The sequence below is a fragment of the Streptococcus pseudopneumoniae genome, from assembly GCF_001072375.1.
GTDB classification, from domain to species: Bacteria; Bacillota; Bacilli; order Lactobacillales; family Streptococcaceae; genus Streptococcus; species Streptococcus pseudopneumoniae_L.
Window position 1 is genome coordinate 16,857 of sequence record NZ_JVKV01000018.1, and the last position, 22,985, is coordinate 39,841.

Annotated in this window: 24 protein-coding genes, 1 tRNA gene and 1 riboswitch; of the genes, 6 read left to right on the plus strand and 19 right to left on the minus strand. The window is 38.9% G+C overall.

The window, feature by feature from the left end; all coding sequences use genetic code 11:
* Positions 1-77: 77 nt before the first annotated feature.
* The 4 genes from ADH31_RS01315 to ADH31_RS01330 form a co-directional block, all read right to left on the minus strand.
* Positions 78-875 (minus strand): formate/nitrite transporter family protein, encoded by a 798-nt coding sequence (locus tag ADH31_RS01315; protein ID WP_049508466.1) that lies wholly within the window; start codon positions 873-875, stop codon positions 78-80.
* A 69-nt stretch (positions 876-944) separates the two neighbouring features.
* The gene (locus tag ADH31_RS01320; RefSeq protein WP_049508468.1) at positions 945-1,583 is read right to left on the minus strand and encodes a hypothetical protein; all 639 of its coding nucleotides are present in this window, start codon (positions 1,581-1,583) and stop codon (positions 945-947) included.
* A gap of 66 nt (positions 1,584-1,649) precedes the next feature.
* Positions 1,650-2,120: a hypothetical protein gene (locus ADH31_RS01325; protein WP_152904317.1), complete on the minus strand. Its 471-nt coding sequence runs from the start codon at positions 2,118-2,120 to the stop codon at positions 1,650-1,652.
* A 60-nt stretch (positions 2,121-2,180) separates the two neighbouring features.
* A complete protein-coding gene (locus ADH31_RS01330) occupies positions 2,181-2,690 on the minus strand; it encodes a QueT transporter family protein (RefSeq protein ID WP_045763277.1) in 510 nt (169 codons plus the stop codon).
* Positions 2,691-2,788: riboswitch (PreQ1 riboswitch) on the minus strand. It lies immediately after the preceding gene.
* A 28-nt stretch (positions 2,789-2,816) separates the two neighbouring features.
* Here ADH31_RS01330 and ADH31_RS01335 point away from each other — a divergent pair.
* The 3 genes from ADH31_RS01335 to ADH31_RS01345 all read left to right on the plus strand — a co-directional run bounded on the left by ADH31_RS01335 (position 2,817) and on the right by ADH31_RS01345 (position 3,882).
* Complete coding sequence (locus ADH31_RS01335; RefSeq protein WP_049508472.1) at positions 2,817-3,251, plus strand: GtrA family protein; 435 nt, start codon at positions 2,817-2,819, stop codon at positions 3,249-3,251.
* Between the two features lie 71 nt (positions 3,252-3,322).
* Positions 3,323-3,703 (plus strand): large conductance mechanosensitive channel protein MscL, encoded by a 381-nt coding sequence (mscL, locus tag ADH31_RS01340; protein ID WP_049508475.1) that lies wholly within the window; start codon positions 3,323-3,325, stop codon positions 3,701-3,703.
* Between the two features lie 107 nt (positions 3,704-3,810).
* Positions 3,811-3,882, plus strand: a tRNA-Arg gene (locus tag ADH31_RS01345).
* Positions 3,883-3,925: 43 nt separating this feature from the next.
* Here ADH31_RS01345 and ADH31_RS01350 read toward each other — a convergent pair.
* The 3 genes from ADH31_RS01350 to ADH31_RS01360 all read right to left on the minus strand — a co-directional run bounded on the left by ADH31_RS01350 (position 3,926) and on the right by ADH31_RS01360 (position 7,934).
* Complete coding sequence (locus ADH31_RS01350) at positions 3,926-5,092, minus strand: MFS transporter (protein WP_049508478.1); 1,167 nt, start codon at positions 5,090-5,092, stop codon at positions 3,926-3,928.
* 75 nt (positions 5,093-5,167) lie between these two features.
* Positions 5,168-6,031, minus strand: a complete 864-nt coding sequence (locus tag ADH31_RS01355) for an XRE/MutR family transcriptional regulator (protein WP_049508480.1) — start codon at positions 6,029-6,031, stop codon at positions 5,168-5,170.
* Position 6,032: 1 nt separating this feature from the next.
* Positions 6,033-7,934: an ABC-F family ATP-binding cassette domain-containing protein gene (locus ADH31_RS01360; RefSeq protein ID WP_049508481.1), complete on the minus strand. Its 1,902-nt coding sequence runs from the start codon at positions 7,932-7,934 to the stop codon at positions 6,033-6,035.
* Positions 7,935-8,160: 226 nt separating this feature from the next.
* Here ADH31_RS01360 and ADH31_RS01365 point away from each other — a divergent pair, with 226 nt between their 5' ends.
* Complete coding sequence (locus tag ADH31_RS01365; protein ID WP_049508484.1) at positions 8,161-9,879, plus strand: phospho-sugar mutase; 1,719 nt, start codon at positions 8,161-8,163, stop codon at positions 9,877-9,879.
* A 260-nt stretch (positions 9,880-10,139) separates the two neighbouring features.
* Positions 10,140-10,487, plus strand: coding sequence for a thiol reductase thioredoxin (locus ADH31_RS01370; protein ID WP_049508487.1), 348 nt, complete (start codon positions 10,140-10,142; stop codon positions 10,485-10,487).
* Between the two features lie 35 nt (positions 10,488-10,522).
* Here ADH31_RS01370 and ADH31_RS01375 read toward each other — a convergent pair whose 3' ends face one another.
* The 4 genes from ADH31_RS01375 to mutY all read right to left on the minus strand — a co-directional run bounded on the left by ADH31_RS01375 (position 10,523) and on the right by mutY (position 14,608).
* Complete coding sequence (locus ADH31_RS01375; RefSeq protein WP_049508489.1) at positions 10,523-11,332, minus strand: MBL fold metallo-hydrolase; 810 nt, start codon at positions 11,330-11,332, stop codon at positions 10,523-10,525.
* A gap of 1 nt (position 11,333) precedes the next feature.
* On the minus strand, positions 11,334-12,683 hold the full coding sequence (vicK, locus tag ADH31_RS01380; RefSeq protein WP_049508491.1) for a cell wall metabolism sensor histidine kinase VicK: 1,350 nt from the start codon (positions 12,681-12,683) through the stop codon (positions 11,334-11,336).
* Positions 12,676-13,380, minus strand: a complete 705-nt coding sequence (gene yycF, locus ADH31_RS01385) for a response regulator YycF (RefSeq protein WP_049508493.1) — start codon at positions 13,378-13,380, stop codon at positions 12,676-12,678. Before yycF ends, vicK begins: the two co-directional genes overlap by 8 nt.
* A 64-nt stretch (positions 13,381-13,444) precedes the next feature.
* The gene (gene mutY / locus ADH31_RS01390; RefSeq protein WP_049508495.1) at positions 13,445-14,608 is read right to left on the minus strand and encodes an A/G-specific adenine glycosylase; all 1,164 of its coding nucleotides are present in this window, start codon (positions 14,606-14,608) and stop codon (positions 13,445-13,447) included.
* Positions 14,609-14,785: 177 nt separating this feature from the next.
* Here mutY and ADH31_RS01395 point away from each other — a divergent pair, with 177 nt between their 5' ends.
* Positions 14,786-17,065 carry a Xaa-Pro dipeptidyl-peptidase gene (locus ADH31_RS01395; protein WP_049508497.1) on the plus strand — a complete coding sequence of 760 codons (2,280 nt, stop codon included), beginning with the start codon at positions 14,786-14,788 and terminating at the stop codon, positions 17,063-17,065.
* Positions 17,066-17,110: 45 nt separating this feature from the next.
* Here ADH31_RS01395 and ADH31_RS10080 read toward each other — a convergent pair whose 3' ends face one another.
* From ADH31_RS10080 to rpoD, 8 genes are all read right to left on the minus strand, one after another.
* The gene (locus tag ADH31_RS10080) at positions 17,111-17,275 is read right to left on the minus strand and encodes a hypothetical protein (protein ID WP_049502767.1); all 165 of its coding nucleotides are present in this window, start codon (positions 17,273-17,275) and stop codon (positions 17,111-17,113) included.
* 9 nt (positions 17,276-17,284) lie between these two features.
* Positions 17,285-18,595 (minus strand): GTPase ObgE, encoded by a 1,311-nt coding sequence (obgE, locus tag ADH31_RS01405; protein WP_045763293.1) that lies wholly within the window; start codon positions 18,593-18,595, stop codon positions 17,285-17,287.
* 74 nt (positions 18,596-18,669) lie between these two features.
* A complete protein-coding gene (locus tag ADH31_RS01410; RefSeq protein WP_000863850.1) occupies positions 18,670-18,804 on the minus strand; it encodes a DUF4044 domain-containing protein in 135 nt (44 codons plus the stop codon).
* Positions 18,805-18,833: 29 nt separating this feature from the next.
* A complete protein-coding gene (locus ADH31_RS01415; protein ID WP_080980049.1) occupies positions 18,834-19,025 on the minus strand; it encodes a PspC domain-containing protein in 192 nt (63 codons plus the stop codon).
* A gap of 26 nt (positions 19,026-19,051) precedes the next feature.
* Positions 19,052-20,368 carry a glycosyltransferase family 4 protein gene (locus ADH31_RS01420; RefSeq protein WP_049508499.1) on the minus strand — a complete coding sequence of 439 codons (1,317 nt, stop codon included), beginning with the start codon at positions 20,366-20,368 and terminating at the stop codon, positions 19,052-19,054.
* An 8-nt stretch (positions 20,369-20,376) separates the two neighbouring features.
* Entirely contained in the window at positions 20,377-21,429 is a 1,053-nt protein-coding gene (locus ADH31_RS01425; RefSeq protein WP_080980050.1) for a glycosyltransferase family 4 protein, read from the minus strand.
* A 99-nt stretch (positions 21,430-21,528) separates the two neighbouring features.
* On the minus strand, positions 21,529-21,858 hold the full coding sequence (locus ADH31_RS01430; protein ID WP_000331926.1) for a metal-sulfur cluster assembly factor: 330 nt from the start codon (positions 21,856-21,858) through the stop codon (positions 21,529-21,531).
* Positions 21,859-21,875: 17 nt separating this feature from the next.
* The gene (rpoD, locus tag ADH31_RS01435) at positions 21,876-22,985 is read right to left on the minus strand and encodes an RNA polymerase sigma factor RpoD (protein ID WP_000201894.1); all 1,110 of its coding nucleotides are present in this window, start codon (positions 22,983-22,985) and stop codon (positions 21,876-21,878) included.

Sequence of the window (22,985 nt, forward strand, 5' to 3'; positions counted from 1 at the left end):
ACAAAAAAATCGAGGTCTGGATTTTTAGTCCCGACCTCCTCAATTATTAATATTCATTTTATTTTCAAAAGCTTGTCCTAATCAACATAGGTCTCTTCATTTCTATTAAGATAAGCGTATGGTAAACCTATCAGGAATCCTCCACCTATCAAATTAGCAATGAAGGTAACACTCCAATGACGGAGGATATTTGGAATATCAAAGTTAGCAATTTGGTCAGAAACAATACTGAATTTAATAATACTAAAAGACGAAAAATTAGCTGCAATATGCTCGTTTGATAAGAAAACAAACATAGAAATAGCTGACAAGATAATCCAGAGTTTGGCATTGCTATCCTTGATCAAAATTGAAGAAAGAATGGCAATATTTACGAACATATTTGCCAAAATCCCCTCCAACAAGACCAACTCACTAGGTCGTGCCAACTTCTTAGCTACAATCTTTGGAAGATAACTGTCGTGTGTCAGGTGTGAAAAAGCCGATGAATTAGCAAAGCACCAACCTGCTAACAGAGCACCAACTAAGTTGAAAAAGGCACAATAAAGTAAAATGATAAAGGCTTTTTTCCAATCAATCTTCTTCAAAAATGTTCCAGCTGTCAAGTACATCATATTTGAGGTGACCAACTCGGCATTCAAGAAAACGATATAGGCAAGTCCCCATGCAAATACAAAGGGAAATAGGAAATAACCAGCACTTGGAACGATGCTATTGAGTAGATCAGCACCTATGGCCCCAGCGGCTGTACTAAAGGTTAAGAAAGCACCTGCAAACATCGAGCGAATGGCATATTTAAACTTACTTTGGTCAAATAAACTTTCTTTCTTATGACAATAATAATCAATCTTTGAAATAAATTCTGACGAACTCATATAAACCCCTTAAAATATAATCATTAATATTATAACATAAAATATTTTAAGTGGAATAAATTTTTTTCTTTACATTTGAATGTTAGCAAAAGCTTCAATTTCTTCTGCAGTCAATCCTACCAGCTCTGAAACCCACAAGCCGATAATATCGGACAAAATAGAATCACAAACATATTCATCCTCAGCATGACCATATTTACAAGTGAAAAGAGGGGTTCTTATGGCTGATTGATAAAATTTTAAGGCTAACTCTTGCAGTTTCTCAGGGTGAAATTCGAGTCCCAACTTTTGTGCAAGTCCAGTTCTCACTTTATCCCAATCTTCACCTTTTGACTGATAATTTTCTCGTGCTTTGTCGATAAATCCCTGACTGAATTTTTCCAACAAATGCTTGTTTTGATAGAGCAAACGACAAGAAAAATCAGAGATAGAACCAGCATGAAGTAAGAAGGTAAGCAAGTCATCAAGGCTTTCTGCTACCCGACCAACTTGGCCTTCACTCCCTATAAAGCCGATACTATCATCTTCAAGAATTACATATTCTCCCCCGCTACCGTCTTTAGCAAAGGCTATGGGCGAAAGAGAATAAACTTCATTGTACTGAGAAAATTCAACCTCTTTCAACTGGTCATAAAAGAGAATATCGCATTCTTGCATCAATAAAATTCTTAGTTGTTTATCTTCTCTTATTACTTGTAGTTGATTCATATTAGCTACTCTCCTGGCTTTGATAATTGTTACAAGTGACAACAATTCAATTTTAGTAATCGACTCTTAATAATAATAGATTTTAATATGGCACTTCTTGGCCACATTGGCAAGATTTTTCAATAACTCCTCGTTTCTTTTGCTTTTTCCAAAATGAAAAGTAAAAGATTTTCCATCTTTCCTTGTAAAGTACAGATGATACCTGTCCCCATTCATTCTTCTCCCTCGAACGTAATCAATATCAATCTGTCTAATTTCAGCTAGAGGAACAATCCTTTTTCTAAAAAGAATAATCGTGTGAATGTATAATCTTCCCTTTGCAATATGAAAAGGATCCAACATACTCCCACCACTTTTTAAAGATGTCTTAACTCTTTGGAAAAAAAGATAGAAATAAAATAGTGCTAAAAAAATAAACAAAAATCTAATGACCTGATTTTTCCAAAGGACTTCAAAAACTGAAATACGATAACCATACATATTAAAATAATCCCTTTTTTCTTTATTATACCACTTTTGTTGAGCTTCTAGGTTCATGGATAAAGAAAAAAACTGAACAAAGTTCAGCCATTTTCAATAATATTTCATGTGATATCTTTATCTAGTCAAATCAAGACGTTTACCGATTTTTCCGATAAGAATAGCACCAACAATGAGTGAAGCGAATTCTCCGATAGCAGTTGTAAACCAAGTTAAGAAGAAAGGTGCTTCTGCTACGATGTTCAATTCAGCAGCAATGGTGATCATTGAAATCGAAAAAAGAATTGAAAAGAAGAAATGATCTTTTCGGATCAATCCATTAAAAAGATAGTCTTTTTTATATTTGCTAAACAACCATACGCCTAAACTTAGGAAGACAAGAGTTGATCCTCCACCAACCGCGACATCGATGATTCCAAAACTGAAGAAATTAGCAATCATACAGCCAAGAGTAACACCGATAATGTACTTAGGATTGTAAAAGGCAAGAAAATTCATCATTTCAGAGATACGGAACTGATAAGCACCGTAACTGATAGCATTAAGGGGTGGTGTGATTGTCAAAACCACATAAATTGCTGCGACAATGGCAATGTCTGCCAAATCACGGACAGTAAGTTTTTTCATCTATTATTCTCCTTTAGCGATTAACCCGCGTATAATATGCTTGGTGAAAGAAGCTAAGCACCAAGGGTTGAACAAGTCAACCTTTCAAGTATAGCACATTTATGTCCTTTATGCTATACTATTTTTATGAAAACATGTATAAAAAATTTTTTCGACAATGAAATCCTCTCCTACTTATTTTTCGGGGTTGCAACCACTCTTGTTTCTATCATTGTTCGTATCACCAATTTTTACTTTTTCCAACAAGAATTATGGGCGACTGCTCTGGGAAATATAGCTGGAATTCTCTTTGCTTTTTTCACCAATGATACCATTGTTTTTAAACAGAAACGAAAAAATTGGTTCAAGCGTCTGATAAAATTTACGACTGCAAGATTCATTACCTTCCTCTTAGACCTGCTTCTGACCTTTATTTTTGTGACAAGTTTCCCCCATATTATCGGTCAATTTGTAGGTGATAATCTCAATACTATCAATACAATTGAGACTATTTTTGCACAAGTTACTATCATAGTCCTCAACTATATTTTCAGTAAAGTTTTTGTTTTTAAAAAACACTAAGCATATTTCTTGCATTCAACAGATGATTAAGTTATAATTTAGATTGTAAAAATTTCGAAAGGAAAAAGAAAATGTTAAAAGATCTTAAAGAATTTTTGCTCCGCGGTAACGTTGTAGACCTTGCTGTCGGTGTGATCATCGCTTCTGCTTTTGGTGCTATCGTTACTTCATTTGTTAATGATATCATCACTCCACTCCTATTGAACCCAGCCTTGGAAGCTGCGAAAGTACAAAACATCGCTGAGCTTGCATGGAATGGTGTTACATATGGTAAATTCTTGAGTGCTGTTATCAACTTCCTTGTAGTTGGTACTGTTCTATTCTTTGTGATTAAAGCAATGGAAAAAGCTCAAAGCCTTACTAAAAAAGAAGAGGTTGTTGAAGAAGCACCTGCTGGTCCAACTGAGTTGGAAGTTCTTCAAGAAATCAAAGCTCTTCTTGAGAAAAACTAATCATATAGAGGATTCGGTTCAATACTGAATCCTTTTTTATTCTCCTTTTGCTGAGTTTAGAAAAAACTTGAGTTCAGCTCTCTTTTTTGATATAATAATTAAAGTTTCCACCCTTAGTGTAATGGATATCACGTAAGATTCCGGTTCTTGAGATGGGGGTTCGATTCCCTCAGGGTGGATAGATTTAAACGAAAAACAGCGAAGTCGCTGTTTTTTTCTGTATTAATCTTGTCTTTGAATATAGATCATTGATACCAACGAAAGTAAAATAACTCCAAGTCCGATGATTAAAAAGGAAACTAATTGCACACTTGGTAGAAAGGTCATCAAACCTTTCGCAATTGGCATAAAGAGAATTGCCAGTGTAAAAATGGTACTCAATACCCTTCCCAGATAGTCTCCATCAACCTTGGTTTGTACCTGAGTAAAGAAGTGAATATTAAAAATTGTCATAAATAATTCACAAACTAGGTTTCCTGAAAAAGTAAGAAGATTAGGCAATGGTAAGCCCATCATGAAAACTCCTACTCCTGTTAAAATCAATAAGAATAAAAGTGTATTCATACTAGATTTAAATTTATTTGCTATCAGTGCTCCGATGATTGAGCCAATCGCACCCATGGTTAAGATAGTCGCATAGGCTCCCTCTACACCATAGAGTTTATTTGAAAAAGGAAGCAAAAACTCAAAAGCTGCAAAAAAGAAATTCACACTTGAAGCCACTAACAAGAGAAAGAAAATTTCCTTTTGATGCCTGATATAGTGCAAGCCATCTTTGATATCCGCAAAAATATCTTTTCCAGTAAAAGGTTTCTGCTCTTGAACCTTTGGTTCTTCTTTTGGAAGTAAAGCAACCAGAACAAAAGCGATGAAAAAGGTCAAAGCATCTAATAAGAGCGTCAGATGGAGACTAGCAAATTGTAAAACAAGGAAAGAAAGCACTGGAGAACTGACTCCTACAACCTGTAAAACTAACTCCAAGCGAGAGTTATATATCACTATCTCGTCCTTTGCTACAACTTCAGTTATAATAGCTTTATTGGCAGTTCGAGAAAATGCAAAGGCAATCGCTTGAACAATATTAGCAAAGATCAAAGCTCCAATCATCCAGTTATCATTTCTGATAAAGGAAATGGTCAGACAGAGAATCCCACAAACCAAGTCTGTTGTCATCAAAATCTTGCGACGCGAAAAACGGTCTGAAATCACGCCTCCAAAGGGATTAACTAGTATGGATGTAACGAGTTCAGAGATCTGATAAATCCCTAGAACGGTTTGCCCAATCGTTCCCATCGATGCCAACCAAACACTATTTCCATAATCATAGAGCATATTTCCTAGTTTGTTAATAGCTCCACGACTAATCAACTGTACTGCATATCGATTCATAAAAACTCCTCTCAAATTTTGAAACTATTGTATCAAAACTTGAAGGAGTTTCTCATTTTTCCCTTATTTGGGAAATTAATCTTTTACAAATTTATCGTAATGTTCCTGATAGTAAGCTACCTGCTCCGGAAGACCTAGCACATCAAAAATATGCATGGCTTCCTGCATTTGTTTACAACCTTCTTCTTTTTGCCCCTTCTGATAAAGAGCAAATCCTTTAAGAAAGTGGAATACATTACGCTCATAGAGTTTGATGCTCTTGCCTATAATCTTCCCTATATAAGCTTCAAAGTAGCTGGCATTTTCAAAAGCAAGATGTTCTAAACAATGCTGGTAACAATTAAGAGCTAAAATCAAGACCAATTTTCGATGGCGACCAATTTCTTTATAGAAATTTTCCCTCTCCATCACTTCTCTACCAAGGCGAGTAACATAGTCCACATCATAAAAGCTGTAGAGATTGCCAAACAGAATCAACTCATACATGGTCCATTCGTCTGTTTGAAAAAGATAATCCGCCACCTTATCCAGATCAGCTTGCTTCATAGTGAAGCTAGCATCTCTTTGACAAATCAGACCTTGTAACAAAATCCAGTTCAGCTCAAAATAGAGGGGATTTGTTGAACTCTTAGCTTTTTCAAGTTGTTCTTCTTGAAGTTTTTGAAAACCTGCAATATCATTTGAGTAGTAAAGCGGAATAATCTGAGCCATCAAGCTCACATGCTCATGATGTTGAAAATTTCTAGTCTTATCCATAAAATTCTCAATCGTCACGTGAATATTATCTAATATTTCAAAGAAACGAGATGCAGCCAGATCCGACTCCCCCAATTCAAAGCGGGATAATTGGGAGGTCGAACAGGCCTCTCCTGCAGCTTCTTTTAGAGAGTAATTTTTACTGATTCGAAATTCACGAAAGACTTTTCCAAGATTTTCCATCTTACACCTGCTCCGACAATTCTTCCCACTCCAGCATAGCTTCTTCTTGACGATGGCTAATTTTATCCAGTTCTGCTTGTAATTGCATGAGTTCATCTGCATCATTGGTGGTATGCATTTGTTCAGAGATAGCTTGGGCTTGAGTTTCCAGTTCTTCGATTTCTGTCTCAAGACTTTCAATTTGTCTCATTAACTTACGAAGTTCTTTTTGACTCTCTTTTTGCGCTTGGTAGTCATTAACTGGAGAAACTTCTTTTTCTTGGTTAACAGCTGCCGCTTCTTCCGCTTGACTAGCTACTAGCTCTGCTTTTTTATCAACATAATAGTCATAATCACCTAGATAAAGAGTTGAGCCATTTTCAGATAATTCCAGCACATGAGTGGCTACACGGTTGATAAAGTAACGGTCGTGGCTGACAAAGAGAAGAGTTCCATCAAAGTCAATCAGTGCATTTTCCAGAACTTCCTTGCTATCAATGTCCAAGTGGTTAGTCGGCTCATCGAGAATCAAGAAATTGTTGTTTTCCATGGAAAGTTTAGCCAGAAGCAATCGAGCTTTCTCTCCACCTGAAAGCATGCCAACTGATTTCTTAACATCATCACCAGAGAAAAGAAAGGCACCTAGGCGATTACGGATTTCCAGTTCAGGAGTCAACTTGAAATCATTCCAGAGTTCGTCTAAGACTGTATTACTCGGTGTCAGTTTGCTCTGAGTCTGGTCATAGTAACCAAGGTCAACATTGGCACCAAAGCGCTTCTCACCCTTGATAAAGGGAATTTGGTCCACAATAGACTTGATAAAGGTTGACTTACCAATACCGTTAGGACCAACAATGGCAATAGCGTTCATCTTACGAAGATCAAGGTTGATAGGTTCAGATAAGATTTCACCATCATAGCCAATAGCAGCATTCTCCACCGTCAAAACAACATTACCAGATACTCTATCAGAGTGAAAAGTCATATTAGCTGATTTTTTACCAGCTTCAGGCTTGTCCAATCGTTCCATTTTCTCCAGTTGTTTGCGCCGAGATTGAGCACGTTTGGTTGTCGATGCGCGAACAAGATTTCGGTTAACAAAGTCTTCTAATGCAGCAATTTCCTTCTGTTGCTTTTCGTAGTTTTTAGCTTCAGTTGCTAGCTTCTGCTCCTTCTGCTCCACAAAACTTGAGTAGTTTCCTACATATCTATCTAAAGAATGTTTGGTTAAGTCGAGTGTTATGGTTGCAACCTTATCGAGGAAATAACGGTCGTGGCTGACGATAATTAAAGCACCGCTATAATTAACTAGATAGTTTTCTAACCAGGCAATGGTTTCAATATCCAAGTGGTTAGTCGGCTCGTCCAAGACTAAAAGATTAGGCTTTTCAAGGAGCATTTTGGCAAGGGCTAAACGGGTATTTTGCCCTCCAGAAAGCTCAGCGATGCGCATCTGCCACATGGACTCGTCAAACTTGAAACCATTTAAGATAGAGCGAATATCAGCTTCATAGGTAAAGCCTCCAGCCTGACGGAAATTTTCTGATAGGCGATCATAGTCAGACATGAGCTTATCTAGTTCTGCGCCAGTCTTTTCCCCCATCTCCAACTCCATCTGACGAAGTTGTCTTTCGGTACGACGCAAGTCATCAAATACATGAAGCATTTCATCATAGATGGTGTTCTCAGACTCAAAACGACTATCCTGAGCTAGATAAGAGAGGGAAATATCTTTTTTCTTATTGATTTCACCAGTGGTTGGCTCCTCTTCTCCAACCAATATCTTGAGTAATGTAGACTTTCCTGCACCATTTTTCCCAACGAGGGCAATGCGGTCTCTTTCATCCACTTGTAGGTTTATATTATCAAAAAGAACCTCTCCTGCAAAAGAACGTTCAATTTTATTAGCTTGTAAAATAATCATACAGTTAGTATAGCATGTTTCGGTGAGCCGTTCAAGACTTGTGGTTTAGCTATATTTCATAACTTGCTAATTTCCCAAACTAAGCTCCACCGCTAATTCAAGTGGAAGTTACTCTAAGAAGTTTCCCATTTCATAACTTTTTCAGAAACTTATGCTAACGTTTTACTAAAACTTCAAATCGTGGTATAATGTATGCGATTAGATTATATATTAAAGGAGATTTCCTATGGCTTACCAAGAAAACTACCAAAAATGGGTTGATTTCGCAGAACTTCCAAACTATCTTCGTCAAGATTTGGAAAACATGGACGAAAAAACTAAGGAAGACGCATTCTATACCAATCTTGAGTTTGGTACTGCTGGTATGCGTGGATTGATTGGTGCTGGTACTAACCGCATTAACATCTACGTTGTTCGTCAAGCAACTGAAGGTTTGGCTCGTTTGATTGAATCAAAAGGTGGAAATGAAAAGGAACGTGGTGTTGCCATCGCTTACGATAGCCGTCACTTCTCTCCAGAATTTGCCTTTGAATCTGCAGCAGTTCTTGCTAAACACGGTATTAAATCTTATGTTTTTGAAAGTCTCCGTCCAACTCCTGAACTTTCATTTGCCGTTCGTCACCTCAACTGCTTTGCAGGTATCATGATTACTGCTAGCCACAACCCTGCTCCATTCAATGGTTATAAGGTTTATGGTGAAGATGGTGGCCAAATGCCTCCACACGATGCAGACGCTTTAACAACTTACATCCGTGCGATTGAAAATCCTTTTGCAGTTGAAGTTGCTGATGTGGAAGCTGAAAAAGCATCTGGCTTGATTGAAGTTATCGGCGAAGCTGTCGATGTGGAATACCTCAAAGAAGTTAAGGACGTTAACATCAACCCAGCCTTGATTGAAGAATTTGGTAAAGATATGAAGATTGTCTACACACCTCTTCATGGTACTGGTGAAATGTTGGCTCGTCGTGCTCTTGCCCAAGCAGGATTTGATTCTGTTCAAGTCGTTGAAGCTCAAGCAACTCCAGACCCAGACTTCTCTACTGTTAAATCTCCAAACCCAGAAAGCCAAGCAGCCTTTGCACTTGCAGAAGAACTTGGTCGCCAAGTGGGCGCTGATGTTCTTGTTGCAACTGACCCTGATGCTGACCGTGTCGGTGTTGAAGTTCTTCAAAAAGATGGTAGCTACCTTAACCTTTCAGGTAACCAAATCGGTGCTATCATGGCAAAATACATCTTGGAAGCCCACAAAAATGCTGGAACACTTCCAGAAAACGCAGCCCTCTGCAAATCTATCGTATCAACTGACTTGGTAACCAAGATTGCTGAAAGCTACGGCGCAACCATGTTCAACGTTTTGACAGGTTTCAAATTCATCGCTGAAAAAATCCAAGAATTCGAAGAAAAACACAATCACACTTACATGATGGGATTTGAAGAAAGCTTCGGTTACTTGATTAAACCATTCGTACGTGATAAAGACGCTATCCAAGCCGTTCTTGTCGTTGCTGAACTTGCTGCCTACTACCGCTCTCGTGGTTTGACTTTAGCTGACGGTATCGAAGAAATCTACAAAGAGTACGGCTACTATGCTGAAAAGACAATCTCTGTTACTCTTTCTGGTGTTGACGGTGCCGAGCAAATCAAAGCAATTATGGCTAAATTCCGTAACAATGCTCCAAAAGAATGGAATGCAACAGAAGTTTCAATCACTGAGGACTTCAAAGCACAAACTTCTACTGCCACTGATGGCACTGTAACAGCCTTGACTACTCCTCCAAGTGATGTATTGAAATACACACTTGCTGATGGATCATGGATCGCAGTTCGTCCTTCAGGTACAGAACCAAAAATCAAGTTCTACATTGCAGTTGTAGGTGAAAGCAACGAAGATTCACAAGCTAAGATTGCTAACATCGAAGCTGAAATCAATGCCTTTGTAAAATAAGCAACTATATAATAAAGGTCGGGAAAAATCCTGACCTTTATTTTTGATGATAAAGTAAAATTTGACTGTAATTTATGTCTTCTTTTAACTCTTTTGACCAAAACTTCAGTTTCGATATCTTTAAAGACACAGGGATATCGGACTAGAAAATCAAACTTAGACTACTGATTTCTACCCGACCATCTATTTGCGTATCAAAACTGAGCAATTTTAGAAACTTTATGGCATACTAGACATATCAATGAAAGCGAGGTAATCTCATGGAACAATTTTTAGAAAACATCAAAGATCTTGAAGTGACAACAGTTGCGCGTGCTCAAGAAGCGCTCGACAAGCAAGAAACAGCTACTTTCTTTATCGGACGCAAAACTTGTCCTTACTGCCGTAAATTTGCTGGTACATTGGCTGGTGTTGTAGCTGAAACTAAAGCTCACATTTATTTCATTAATAGTGAGGAACCAAGCCAACTTGAAGCTTTGCAAGACTTCCGTTCACGCTACGAAATCCCGACTGTACCAGGATTCGTACATGTAGCAAATGGTCAAATCAATGTCCGTTGCGACTCTTCAATGTCAGCTCAAGAAATCAAAGAATTTGCTGGGTTGTAAAAAGTCTATAAAAAAGAAGGCACGAGCCTTCTTTTTTATATCTCCGTCAATGGTGTTGCAGTGTCTGGTGAAGTATCGTAAACTTGAAAGTCTACTCCAACTCCAAGATCTGCTTGAGCTAACTGATTAACCATGGTCATGTGGGCCAGCTCTTTGATATTATTTTCCTTTGACAAATGGCCTAGGTAAATCTTCTTGGTACGATTACCTAGTGTGCGAATCATGGCGTCTGCTCCATCCTCGTTTGAGAGGTGACCAAGGTCAGACAGGATGCGTTGTTTGAGTCGCCATGCGTAAGATCCTGCTCGCAGGATTTCCACATCATGATTTGACTCGATCAGATAGCCATCTGCATTCTCGACAATGCCAGCCATACGGTCACTAACATAGCCCGTATCCGTCAGCATAACAAAGCTCTTATCATCCTTCATAAAACGATAAAACTGGGGCGCGACTGCATCATGACTCACACCGAAACTCTCGATATCGATGTCACCAAAGATTTTGGTTTTTCCCATCTCAAAAATATGCTTTTGAGATGAGTCAACCTTACCGAGATACTTACTATTTTCCATAGCCTGCCAGGTTTTCTCATTGGCATAAAGATCCATGCCGTACTTGCGAGCCAGAACTCCCACGCCGTGGATATGGTCTGAATGCTCATGCGTTATCAAGATAGCATCCAAATCCTCTGGTTTACGATTGATTTCACTCAAAAGGCTTGTAATTTTTTTGCCAGAGAGTCCCGCATCTACTAAAATTTTCTTTTTTGGCGTTTCCAAGTAAAATGAATTTCCACTGGAACCCGATGCTAAAATACTGTATTTAAAACCGATATCACTCATTCTAGTCTTCTAGTTCATCCTCCCAAATCTCTTCTTTCACGGCGTCCTTATCGTATGGAAGTACGATAGTAAAGGTTGAACCCTTACCGTATTCACTCTTAGCCCAGATAAAGCCCTTATGTTGTTTGACGATTTCTTTAGCAATAGCAAGTCCTAGACCAGTACCACCTTGGGCACGACTTCTTGCTCTGTCTACTCGATAGAAACGGTCAAAAATCTTCGGCAAATCTTGCTTTGGAATTCCTAAACCTTGGTCAGAGATAGACAAAATCATCTGATCATCTGTAGTCTTCATGCTTACAGTGATTTTTCCACCATCTGGTGAATATTTGATGGCGTTATTTAGGATATTATCAATCACCTGAGTCATCTTATCTGTATCAATCTCAATCCAAACAGAGTTAATCGGATAATCTCTCACCAACTCGTATTTCTTCTCATCATCCTGACTTCTCATCTTATCAAAACGATTGAGAATAAAAGTGATAAAGGCAGTAAAGTTAATCAACTCAACATCCAAGTGACTGGTCTCATTATCAATCCGTGAGAGGTGCAAGAGGTCTGTCACCATCCGCATCATACGGTTGGTTTCATCAAGAGACACCTTGATAAAATCTGGAGCAACTGGTTCTGTCAGGGCTCCTTCGTCCAAGGCCTCAAGATAAGATTTTACACTTGTCAAAGGTGTACGCAACTCATGACTAACGTTCGAAACGAAAAGCCTTCTCTCACGTTCTTCCTTCTCTTGTTCAGTCGTATCATGTAGGACTGCTACTAAACCAGAGATAAAACCAGACTCTCTCCGAATCAAGGCAAAACGCACGCGCAAGCTGATATACTCGCCATTCACATTTTGGGAATAAATCATCAATTCAGGACTTTGGGTAATGAGATCTCTCAGCTCATACTCTTCTTCAATTTTGAGTAACTCTAAGATATTTTGATTAAGAGCATCATCCCTTTCAACTCCAAGTTGTCTCTTAGCCATGTCATTAATCATGATAATCTGGCCACGACGATTGGTCGCAAGTACTCCGTCTGTCATATAGGCTAGGATACTATGCAACCTCTTACTCTCTTGTTCGAGATTTTCCTGAGTCAGACGAATTACTTCTGACAAATCATTAAGATTGTTTGTGATATTAGTAATCTCTGAACTTCCCTGCATATCCAAAACCTGAGAATAATCACCAGCAATCAAATCCTTGACCTTCTGATTCAGCTGTCTCAGGCGAATATTATCGCGACGACTTTCCAGTAAGAGAAAAGTCACCAGCATAATAAAGCCAATTAGGATGAGGATAAAGATAAAGTCACTCGTCAAAATTGTTTGTTTAATTACTTCAATCATTATTTCTCATGTAATATCCCACTCCACGACGAGTTAGGATGTATTCAGGTCTACTTGGCGTATCTTCAATTTTCTCGCGCAAACGCCTAATGGTTACGTCTACTGTACGGACATCTCCAAAATAGTCATATCCCCAAACAGTTTCAAGAAGATGTTCTCGGGTAATCACTTGACCAAGATGAGAAGCTAAATGATGTAAGAGTTCGAATTCGCGGTGGGTTAGGTCTAACTCTTCACCATATTTCTTAGCCACGTAGGCATCTGGTAAAATCTCCAAATCGCCAATCTGCAGACTTTGTAATTTCGTTTCAGGTTCTTGGTTATCGACTGAAACAAGATCTGTACGACGGAGAAGAGCTTTAACACGGGCCTGTAGTTCACGATTTGAAAATGGCTTGGTCACATAGTCATCCGCCCCAAGCTCAAGCCCGATAACCTTATCAAATTCACTATCCTTTGCTGAAAGCATGATAATTGGAACACTACTTGTCTTACGAATAGTTTTTGCGACCTCAAGTCCATCAATCTCTGGAAGCATCAAATCCAAGATAATAATATCTGGTTGCTCAGCTTCAAATTGTTCAAGAGCTTCACGACCATTAAAAGCAGTTACAACTTCATAACCTTCCTTGGTCATATTAAATTTTATAATATCTGAGATGGGTTTTTCATCATCTACAATTAGTATTTTTTTCATTTAGTCACCTTTTTCCTTATCTCATTATACCAAAAAAATGTAAAGAAGACACGAAAGACCGATACTAGCAGCTTCTTTTCAAGTAGGCTTGCCAAATCTTTTGCTGAGGTTTAGCTAGGGGATAATTGATAAATTCTTCCGGACTTAACCAAAGGACTTCTCTATCTGCATATTCCTGTGTTTCAGTAACTCGGCCTGCAATTATCTGGATATGCCATTTACGATGGCTAAAAATGTGCTTGACCTCTTCAAATCGTAGATCTTGCCAATCAACTTCAAGATCATAGTCCTGTTCAAAACTCTCCTGTGGAGATGGTCCCAGTTCTAGAATTGGATCCGCTACTTGACTAAAAAGGTCCAAGTCCTGAGTCTGGTCTGAGAATTCATCAACTTCAATCAAGGGAAAATGCCAAAATCCAGCCAAGAGTTTTTCACTCTCATTCTTCTCTAATAGAAACCGCCCCTGATTATTTTGCACTACAAGAGCCTTTAGATAAATAGGGATTGGCTTTTTCTTGGGAGCCTTAATGGGATAGCGATCCATGGTCCCATGTTGGTAAGCAGCACTGAACTCCTTAACAGGACTCTCCTCCGGTCTTGGATTAACAGGAGCCTCAATATCTGAACCTAAATCCATCAAAGCCTGATTGAAATCACCTGGACGATTTGGGTCAATCAAGATTTCCATCATTGCTTGAAAAATCTTGCGATTGCTAGGATTTCCAATATCATGATTGACTTCAAATAAACGTGCCAAAACACGCATGACATTGCCATCTACTGCAGGCTGCGGAAGGTTAAAGGCAATACTAGAGATTGCACCAGCTGTATAAGGACCAATCCCTTTTAAGCTTGAAATACCTTCATAAGTTGACGGAAACTTGCCTTCAAATTCATTCATAATCTGTTGAGCAGCTGTTTGCATATTGCGAACACGAGAATAATAGCCAAGTCCTTCCCAGGCTTTTAATAAGCGTTCCTCAGGAGCATTTGCTAAACTCTCTACAGTCGAAAACCAGTCTAAAAAACGTTCATAATAGGGAATGACGGTATCAACTCGAGTCTGCTGCAACATAATTTCAGATACCCAGATATGGTAAGGATTCTTACTCCGTCTCCAAGGTAAATCCCGCTTATTTTCGTCATACCAGGCTAATAGTTTTTGACGGAAAGAGAGAATCTTGTCCTCTTCCCACATGGTCACACCATATTTCTCCAAATCTAACATATTTCTAGTATAGCATAACCTTTTAGGATACTCAAAAAATCAAGATAGGGCTTGTTAAAACACTCTCTTAAACTCTATTAGAAAATTAGCAATTTAGCCTTTACAAACCAGCTGCTTCTATCATTTTCCCTACTTTTTTGATATAATAAATTTAATGATTCTTCAAAGGAGGCATCTATGCGTTTTAATCAATTCAGTTACTATCCTGTAAGCCAGAAAGAAGCTTTACAGGAATTATCCAGCCTTGGATTCAAGCTTGACCAATCAAATTCTGATAAAGAACTGTTTGAAGCTTTTGTTAGAACTTGTTTTTTCAATTACAAAAATACGGATTATCCCCTCTCAACTTTAGCTGTTGATAAAGAAACTGATCTGCTCACTTTCTTCAATTCTGATCGTGAATTAACTGCAGAAATTTTCTATACTGTTGCCTTTCAGTTACTTGGTTTCAACTACTTAATAGACTTTGAAGATGGTCTAGCTTTTCATAAAGAAACGGCATTTCCTATTGTATACGGAGATTTGATTGACAATCTCTATCAACTCCTTAACACGCGCACTAAAAAGGGAAATACCTTGATTGATCAGCTAGTTAGTGATGGTCTTATCCCTGAGGACAATGGTTACCACTACTTCAATGGAAAGAGTTTGGCTACTTTCTCAACTAACAATGTTATTCGTGAAGTTGTTTATGTGGAAACTCGTATTGATTCTGATAATGATGGTCTACCTGATTTAGTCAAGGTTAGCATCATCCGTCCGACTTACAATGGCAAAATTCCAGCAGTTATGACGGCAAGTCCTTACCATCAAGGAACCAATGATAAAGCAAGCGATAAAGCTCTTTACAAAATGGAAGCTGAGCTAGAAGTCAAGGAACCACATGAAATTTCTCAACCAAATCCAACATTAGACTTGGTTGAGCCAGTTGGCCAAGCAGACCTCGTTTCAGAAGCTGAAGAAAAACTGACTCATATCAATAGCAGCTACACACTTAACGACTACTTCCTTCCAAGAGGATTTGCAAATATCTACGTATCTGGTCTTGGTACAAAGGATTCTCAAGGTCAGATGACTAATGGTGACTATCGACAAGTTGAAGCCTATAAAAATGTCATTGATTGGCTCAATGGCCGTTGTCGCGCCTTTACAGACCATAGTCGTAAACGTCAAGTCAAGGCTGACTGGTCCAATGGTAAAGTCGCCACTACTGGTCTTTCTTATCTAGGAACAATGTCAAATGGTCTTGCTACTACAGGAGTTGATGGTTTAGAGGTCATCATTGCTGAAGCCGGTATTTCTTCTTGGTACAACTATTACCGAGAAAATGGTCTGGTAACAAGCCCTGGTGGCTATCCAGGGGAGGACTTCGATTCATTAGATGAATTAACTTATTCTCGTAATCTCTTAGCTGGTGACTATATTCGTGGAAACGAGGCTCATAAAGATTCTATAGAAGAACTGAAGAAAAATCTAGACCGTAAAACTGGGGATTATAACCAATTTTGGCATGACAGAAACTACCTTCTTAATGCTCACAAAGTTAAGGCTGAAGTTGTCTTTACCCACGGTTCGCAAGACTGGAATGTAAAACCACTTCATGTCTATCAAATGTTCAATGCTCTTCCAAGCAATATTAAGAAACATCTCTTTTACCATAACGGCGCCCATGTTTATATGAACAATTGGCAATCTATTGATTTCCGTGAATCCATGAATGCTCTTTTGACGCAGAAATTATTGGACCAAGAAACTGACTACCAACTTCCAAGAGTCGTTTGGCAAGACAATACTGCTCCTCAAACCTGGCTGTCACTTGAAGATTTTGGAAATCAAACTGACCATAAAACTTTCTCTTTAGGTACTGAAGAAGCTGTCATTGAAAATCATTACCAAGATTCTGACTTCGAACGTTTTGCAAAAACTTACCAAACCTTTAATAATGAACTTTATCAAGGTAAGGTGAATCAGATTACCATTGATCTTCCAGTGACTGAAGATCTTCATATCAATGGTCGTGTTAAACTAAACCTTCGTCTCAAGTCAAGTACAAACAAAGGCTTACTTTCTGCCCAACTTCTCGAACTTGGTCAAAAGAAATACCTACAACCATATCCAGGAGTTTTGGCTGCTCATACGATTGATAATGGTCGTTACCACATGCTGGAAAACCTTTGCGAACTACCATTTAGTCCAAATGCACAGCGTGTTATTACCAAAGGCTACCTCAATCTTCAAAATCGTCATGATTTATTGAAAATTGAAGAAGTCAAGCCAGATGAATGGATGGAATTCCAAGTTGAACTCCAACCAACTATTTACAAACTAAAAGAAGGCGATACAGTACGTCTTGTTCTTTATACTACAGACTTTGAGATTACTGTACGTGACAATACAGACTATCACTTGACTGTCGACCTTGCGCAATCTAGTCTTGAAATTCCATTCCAAAAGTAGTCAGTAAACTAGAAAACCCGTGATACCTATCATCACGGGTTTATTTTATGATTTGTTATTTTCAGCTTGCTTTTTAGTTCTTGCTAGTCTCAAAGCACGATTTGGATTGAGGCGATTAAACAGTTCTTCTAACTTCTTCTCATTCCAGACGTCTGCTGCAGAAACAAAATTTCCATCAGCATCTCGGAAAGATATCGGTTTATCTCCCATCGCTATCTCCTAGTCTACAAATTCAAACTCAAACTTACCGATACGAACCAAATCTCCATCCTTGGCACCACGGGCGCGGAGAGCTTCATCGACTCCCATTCCGCGCAACTGACGTGCAAATTTCATAACAGACTCATCGCGGTCAAAGTTAGTCATGTTAAAGAGTTTGATGAGTTTTTCACCTGAAAGTACCCAAGTTGCATCATCATCACGACTAATTTCAAATGGTTTTTCTTCTTCATCAAAGCCATAATAAACTTCTTCTTCCATTTCTGACTCATCATAAAGAAGGAATTCTGGGGTCTTATCAAGAAGTTCAGCCGTTGCGTCCAATAAAGGTGCTAAACCTTGTTTTGTCAAACCTGATATTGGGAAGATTGCTGGTAATTCCTCGAACTCATCAAAGTTTGTTGCCAATTTTTTCTTGAATTCTTCAAGATTTTCCTGACTTTCTGGCATATCCATCTTATTAGCAACAATAATTTGTGGACGCTCCATCAGACGAAGGTTGTAAGATTCCAACTCTTTGTTAATAGCTAGATAATCTTCGTAAGGATCGCGACCTTCACTGGCTGACATATCGATGATGTGAAGAATAACGCGAGTACGCTCAATATGGCGAAGGAACTGAGTTCCCAAGCCCACACCTTGACTTGCTCCTTCAATCAAACCAGGAAGGTCTGCCACTGCAAAGGACTCACCTGATTGGGTACGGACCATACCAAGATTTGGAACGATTGTTGTAAAGTGGTAGGCACCAATTTTTGGTTTCGCAGAAGTAATAACACTTAACAAGGTTGATTTTCCAACTGAAGGGAAGCCAACCAAACCAACATCCGCAAGAATTTTAAGTTCTAACTGTAATTCGCGCTCCTGACCAGGTTCTCCATTCTCAGAGATCTCTGGAGCAGGATTTTTTGGTGTCGCAAAACGGATATTTCCACGGCCACCTCGACCACCGTGAGCAACGATAAACTCTTGGCCGTGCTCAATCAAGTCAGTGATAACTTTTCCAGTTTCTGCATCACGTACAGTTGTACCTTGAGGCACTCGAACAATCAAGTCCTCTGCTCCTCTACCATGCATTCCTTTGGTCATCCCTTTTTCACCCGATTGGGCCTTGAAATGACGATTGTAACGGAAGTCCATCAGGGTACGTAAACCTTCATCTACAACAAAGACAACGTTACCACCACGGCCTCCATCACCTCCCCATGGACCGCCATTAGGGACGTATTTTTCACGACGAAAGGCAACCATCCCATCGCCACCATTTCCAGCCTTGACCTTGATCTTGGCTGTATCTAAAAACATACTCATATTCTTTTCTCACTCTAAAAAGGGCTGGGAAATCCCAGTCACCAACTATTACAACTTGCTAGAAATCTAGCATTTTAAAATCTGCTAAATACACCGATGGCTGTAGCAAAGATACCTGCTAGGGTTACAAATAACATAATCAAAACGACAAACATTGTTAGTTTTTCAAAGAAAGTTTTTTTACGTTTCCCATTATCACCAAATGCCATTTTTTCTCCTTTACTATAATACTCTAATCTTAAAATTCATCTGATACAGGAGCGATTGCCCACAAGATCAAGTAAGCAATAAGTCCAGCACCATAACAGAAAGCTAGAACTCCCCAAATCACACGTACAATTGTAGGGTCAATATCAAAATAATTAGCTAAACCAGCGCATACACCACCGATTTTTTGATCTCTACTACTTCTCATAAATTTCTTTTTCATTTTTTTATTTCCTTTCTTTGATTCGATTAATCGTTCAAATATTTTCTTAAATGACTCAACTGTTTTCTAGAAGCTTTCAACATACGTCTTGAACCCTTGACCGGCATAGACACTGCTTGTTGTGGTATATAGAATACTGTCTTTAAAATGCGTTTCGTAACAGGTTCATCTGCAGTCAATTCTTTTTCAAAATTATTTGAAATAATAACATCTAGATAGAATTCATGCACTCTCTTAGCAAAATTCTCAGCTGAAATTTCATACAATTTTTCAGCCAAAAGTTTTTCATCCATCTTTGGAGTTGCAATTAAAGCTTCTAAAATAGCCCCTGCTAGATCTCTCTCTTCATAATAAAGAGTTCCAAACATTTTATGATTGACGAGGTTATCAAGATAGGGATTTCCATGAGCTATTACCGGAGTCTTACTTGCAAGACTTTCAAGATAGGTCAAGCCTTGCGTCTCACTAGTTGAAGCTGAAATGAAGAAGTCAGCAGCCTTATAGTAAAGTGCGGTTTCACTTGGGGCAATCATCCCTGTAAAAATAACAGAATCTTGAATCTGTAAATCTGACGCTTGTTCCTTGAGATTTTCCAGATAAGGACCATCTCCAGCTACGACTAATTTAACATTTTGCTCTTCTTTTAGAACATCTGGAAGTGCTGCCAGAACAGCTTGAATGTTCTTCTCGTAAGAAACACGTGAAAGGCTAAGAAGCATCTTTTCATCTTTCTTAATGCCTAATTTATCACGTAAGTCTGCGATATGTTCTGGTCCAATCTCAGGTCGTTCAAACTTGGCTAGCTCAATCCCTGTAGGAATAACTCGTTTTTCTACTTTGACCTTATAATCTGATAGAAGGTCTCGCACAATTTCACTTGGACAAATCACTCCATCAACATCATGAAGGAAGCCTCTCACAAGGTACTTAACCATACCTGGACGAATCAACATCCCCTTAGCGATATAGTGGACATAATCTTCGTACTGGGTATGATAGGTATGAATGACTGGAATTTTCAATTCACGCGCTATCCAAATCCCTAATAAACCAAGAGAAAACTCAGTCTGCGTATGGATAATATCCAGCTTGTATTGCTTGGCAATCTCAAGAGCTTTTGTAAATCCACGATAGGCGAAACGACGATCCTTAAAGGCAAAGAAAGGAACACTAGGGATACGGATAATCTGCCAGTCTTCATAACGATTAACGTCCTTGTCTGTTGTTGTAAAGATAAAGACGGCATGTCCTTGCTTTTCAAGTTCTGTTTTTAAGGTTCGAATACTGGTCGCAACACCCGAGACCTGCGGGAAATAAGTATCTGTAAATAATCCAATTCGCATATACTACCTCATTTTTTTCCTAAAGCTGCTTGCTCCCGATAGAATTTTAGCCAGATTTCAAGAAGATGCTCTTCTGAATATTCTCTTGAAATGGCCTTAGCCTTTTCTTTTAATTCTTTTAGTGTTTCTGGATGCTCTCGATATTCCAAGATAGCCTCTTTCATCTCTTCTACATCACTTGTTGGTCTGTAATTTCCTTCAAGAATGACCTTGTAAAGATCTAGATCACGAAGCATAATGGGTGCTTCACAACTCGCAGCCTCTAAAATAGTCATTGGAAAGAGCTCGTTATAACTTGGAAGCAAGAAAAGATCAGCCAAGGCATAGAGTTCTCTCATCCGTTCTGGATCAACAATCCCTGGGAAAATTAGATTTTCAGGAGGATTATCCATAATTTTTTTATAGCGCTCATAACCATCGGTTATTCCCCCAAAAGAGAATCCACCAGCCCAAATAAAAGTGATATCAGGTAATTCCTCAGCTAGAGTGATAAAGTCATCTATTCCTTTACGCTTCTGAACCTGACCTGCACCAACGACTACAAACTGATTCTCATCAATCCCCATATCTTTACGAAGTTGTTCAATTTGCTCTATAGGAAGTGGATGCCATTTTTCTTTGTTGACAAAATTAGGAATATAGGTCACTTTTTCACGTGGAATTCCAGCAGCAACCAAATCCTCAATGAAGGTAGGATTGACCACTACCAGATGCTCCATACGGTCATAAAAAGAAAACACATAGCGTTTGACAATCCCCTTTAAGAAGAATGGAATCTTCAAACTACCTTCCAAGGTATCCGGTAAGAAGTGAACATAGCCAATCTTACGACCAGAACGTTTTTTCTGAAAGGTCGAGAGATAATAAGGGAAATCAATCGTATGAAAATGAGTAACATCCGCTTCGATTGGAAGATTTTCTGTTACGATCAGTTGGTCTTTCGCATCTCGTTTTAAAAGCTGCACCAGTTCACGATAAGCGCCAGACACACCTTGGCCTGCCACTTTTTCACTTGAACTTAGCATGTTGATGCGTAATTTCTCTTTTTCCATAGTAACCATTATACCATTTTCTTCAAATAAAATCAGCAAATAAAAAGAGAGATAGCATAAAAGCTGGGAATTCCTGGCGTCTACACTATTTCTCTTTTCATAATATACTTACTTGATACCTAAAGCGATACGAGCGTAACGGCTCATTTTCTCAACTGTCCAAGCTGGATACCATACTAATTTGACTTCAACGTTAGTAACTTCTGGAACATCTGTCATAGCATCATAGATTTGGTCAGTTAAAAGATCTGCCAAGGGACAACCCATGGTTGTCAAGGTCATATCAATTTCAGTCTCACCTGTATCGCCATCAAAACGAATCTCGTAGATCAAGCCTAGATTGACAATATCAATCCCCAATTCAGGGTCAATCACTTCTTCTAAGGCTGTCAAAATACGTGTTTTGATATTTTCAATTTGCTCTTCTGTATAAGCCATCTTCACTCTCCCTCAACTTAATCTTCAATGAAATCACGAAGTGGTTTGCTTCGACTTGGCTGGCGAAGTTTTCTCAAAGCTTTGGCCTCAATCTGACGGATACGTTCACGAGTCACGTTAAAGACTTTACCAACATCCTCCAAGGTACGCATTTTCCCATCATCAAGACCAAAACGAAGTCGAAGAACATTTTCTTCACGATCTGTAAGAGTATCCAAGACCTCATCCAACTGCTCACGCAAGACGATGCGAGTTGTGTAGTCCACTGGATTCTCAATCACTTCGTCCTCGATAAAGTCACCAAGATGGCTATCGTCCTCTTCCCCGATAGGTGTTTCTAGAGAAACAGGTTCTTGGGCAATCTTGAGGATTTCACGAACTTTGTCAGGTGTCATATCCATGCGTTCAGCGATTTGTTCAGGAGTTGGATCTTGTCCCAACTCTTGAAGAAGATTACGTTGTTCACGAACAAGCTTGTTAATGGTTTCCACCATGTGTACAGGGATACGGATGGTACGAGCTTGGTCAGCAATGGCACGAGTAATAGCTTGACGAATCCACCAAGTCGCATAAGTTGAGAATTTGAACCCTTTAGAGTAGTCAAATTTATCAACAGCCTTCATCAAGCCCATGTTTCCTTCTTGGATCAAGTCAAGGAACTGCATTCCACGTCCAACATAACGTTTAGCAATAGATACTACCAAACGAAGGTTCGCTTCTGCAAGGCGTTGTTTAGCTTCGATATCACCCGCTTCAACAGCAAGAGCTAATTCTTTTTCCTCTTCATTTGTAAGCAGAGGAACAACCCCGATTTCTTTCAAATACATACGGACAGGGTCATTGACCTTAGCAGAGGTTGAACCAATCAAATCTTCATCAGTCAACTCTGGTTCTTCCTCAGTGCTCAAAACACGCGCACTTGGATTTCCTTCGTTGTCCGTAATTGAGATACCAGCATCTTGAATACGTTGCAAAAGATTCTCAATACCTTCCACATCTAAAGTGAAGGGGATTACGAGGGCGTTATTGATTTCGTCATCTGTAGCCGTACCAGTCTTTTTATGATTGCGAATAAATTCCGCTACTTGGACGTCAAAGGTTGTTACTTCTTTTTGTTTTGTTGCCAT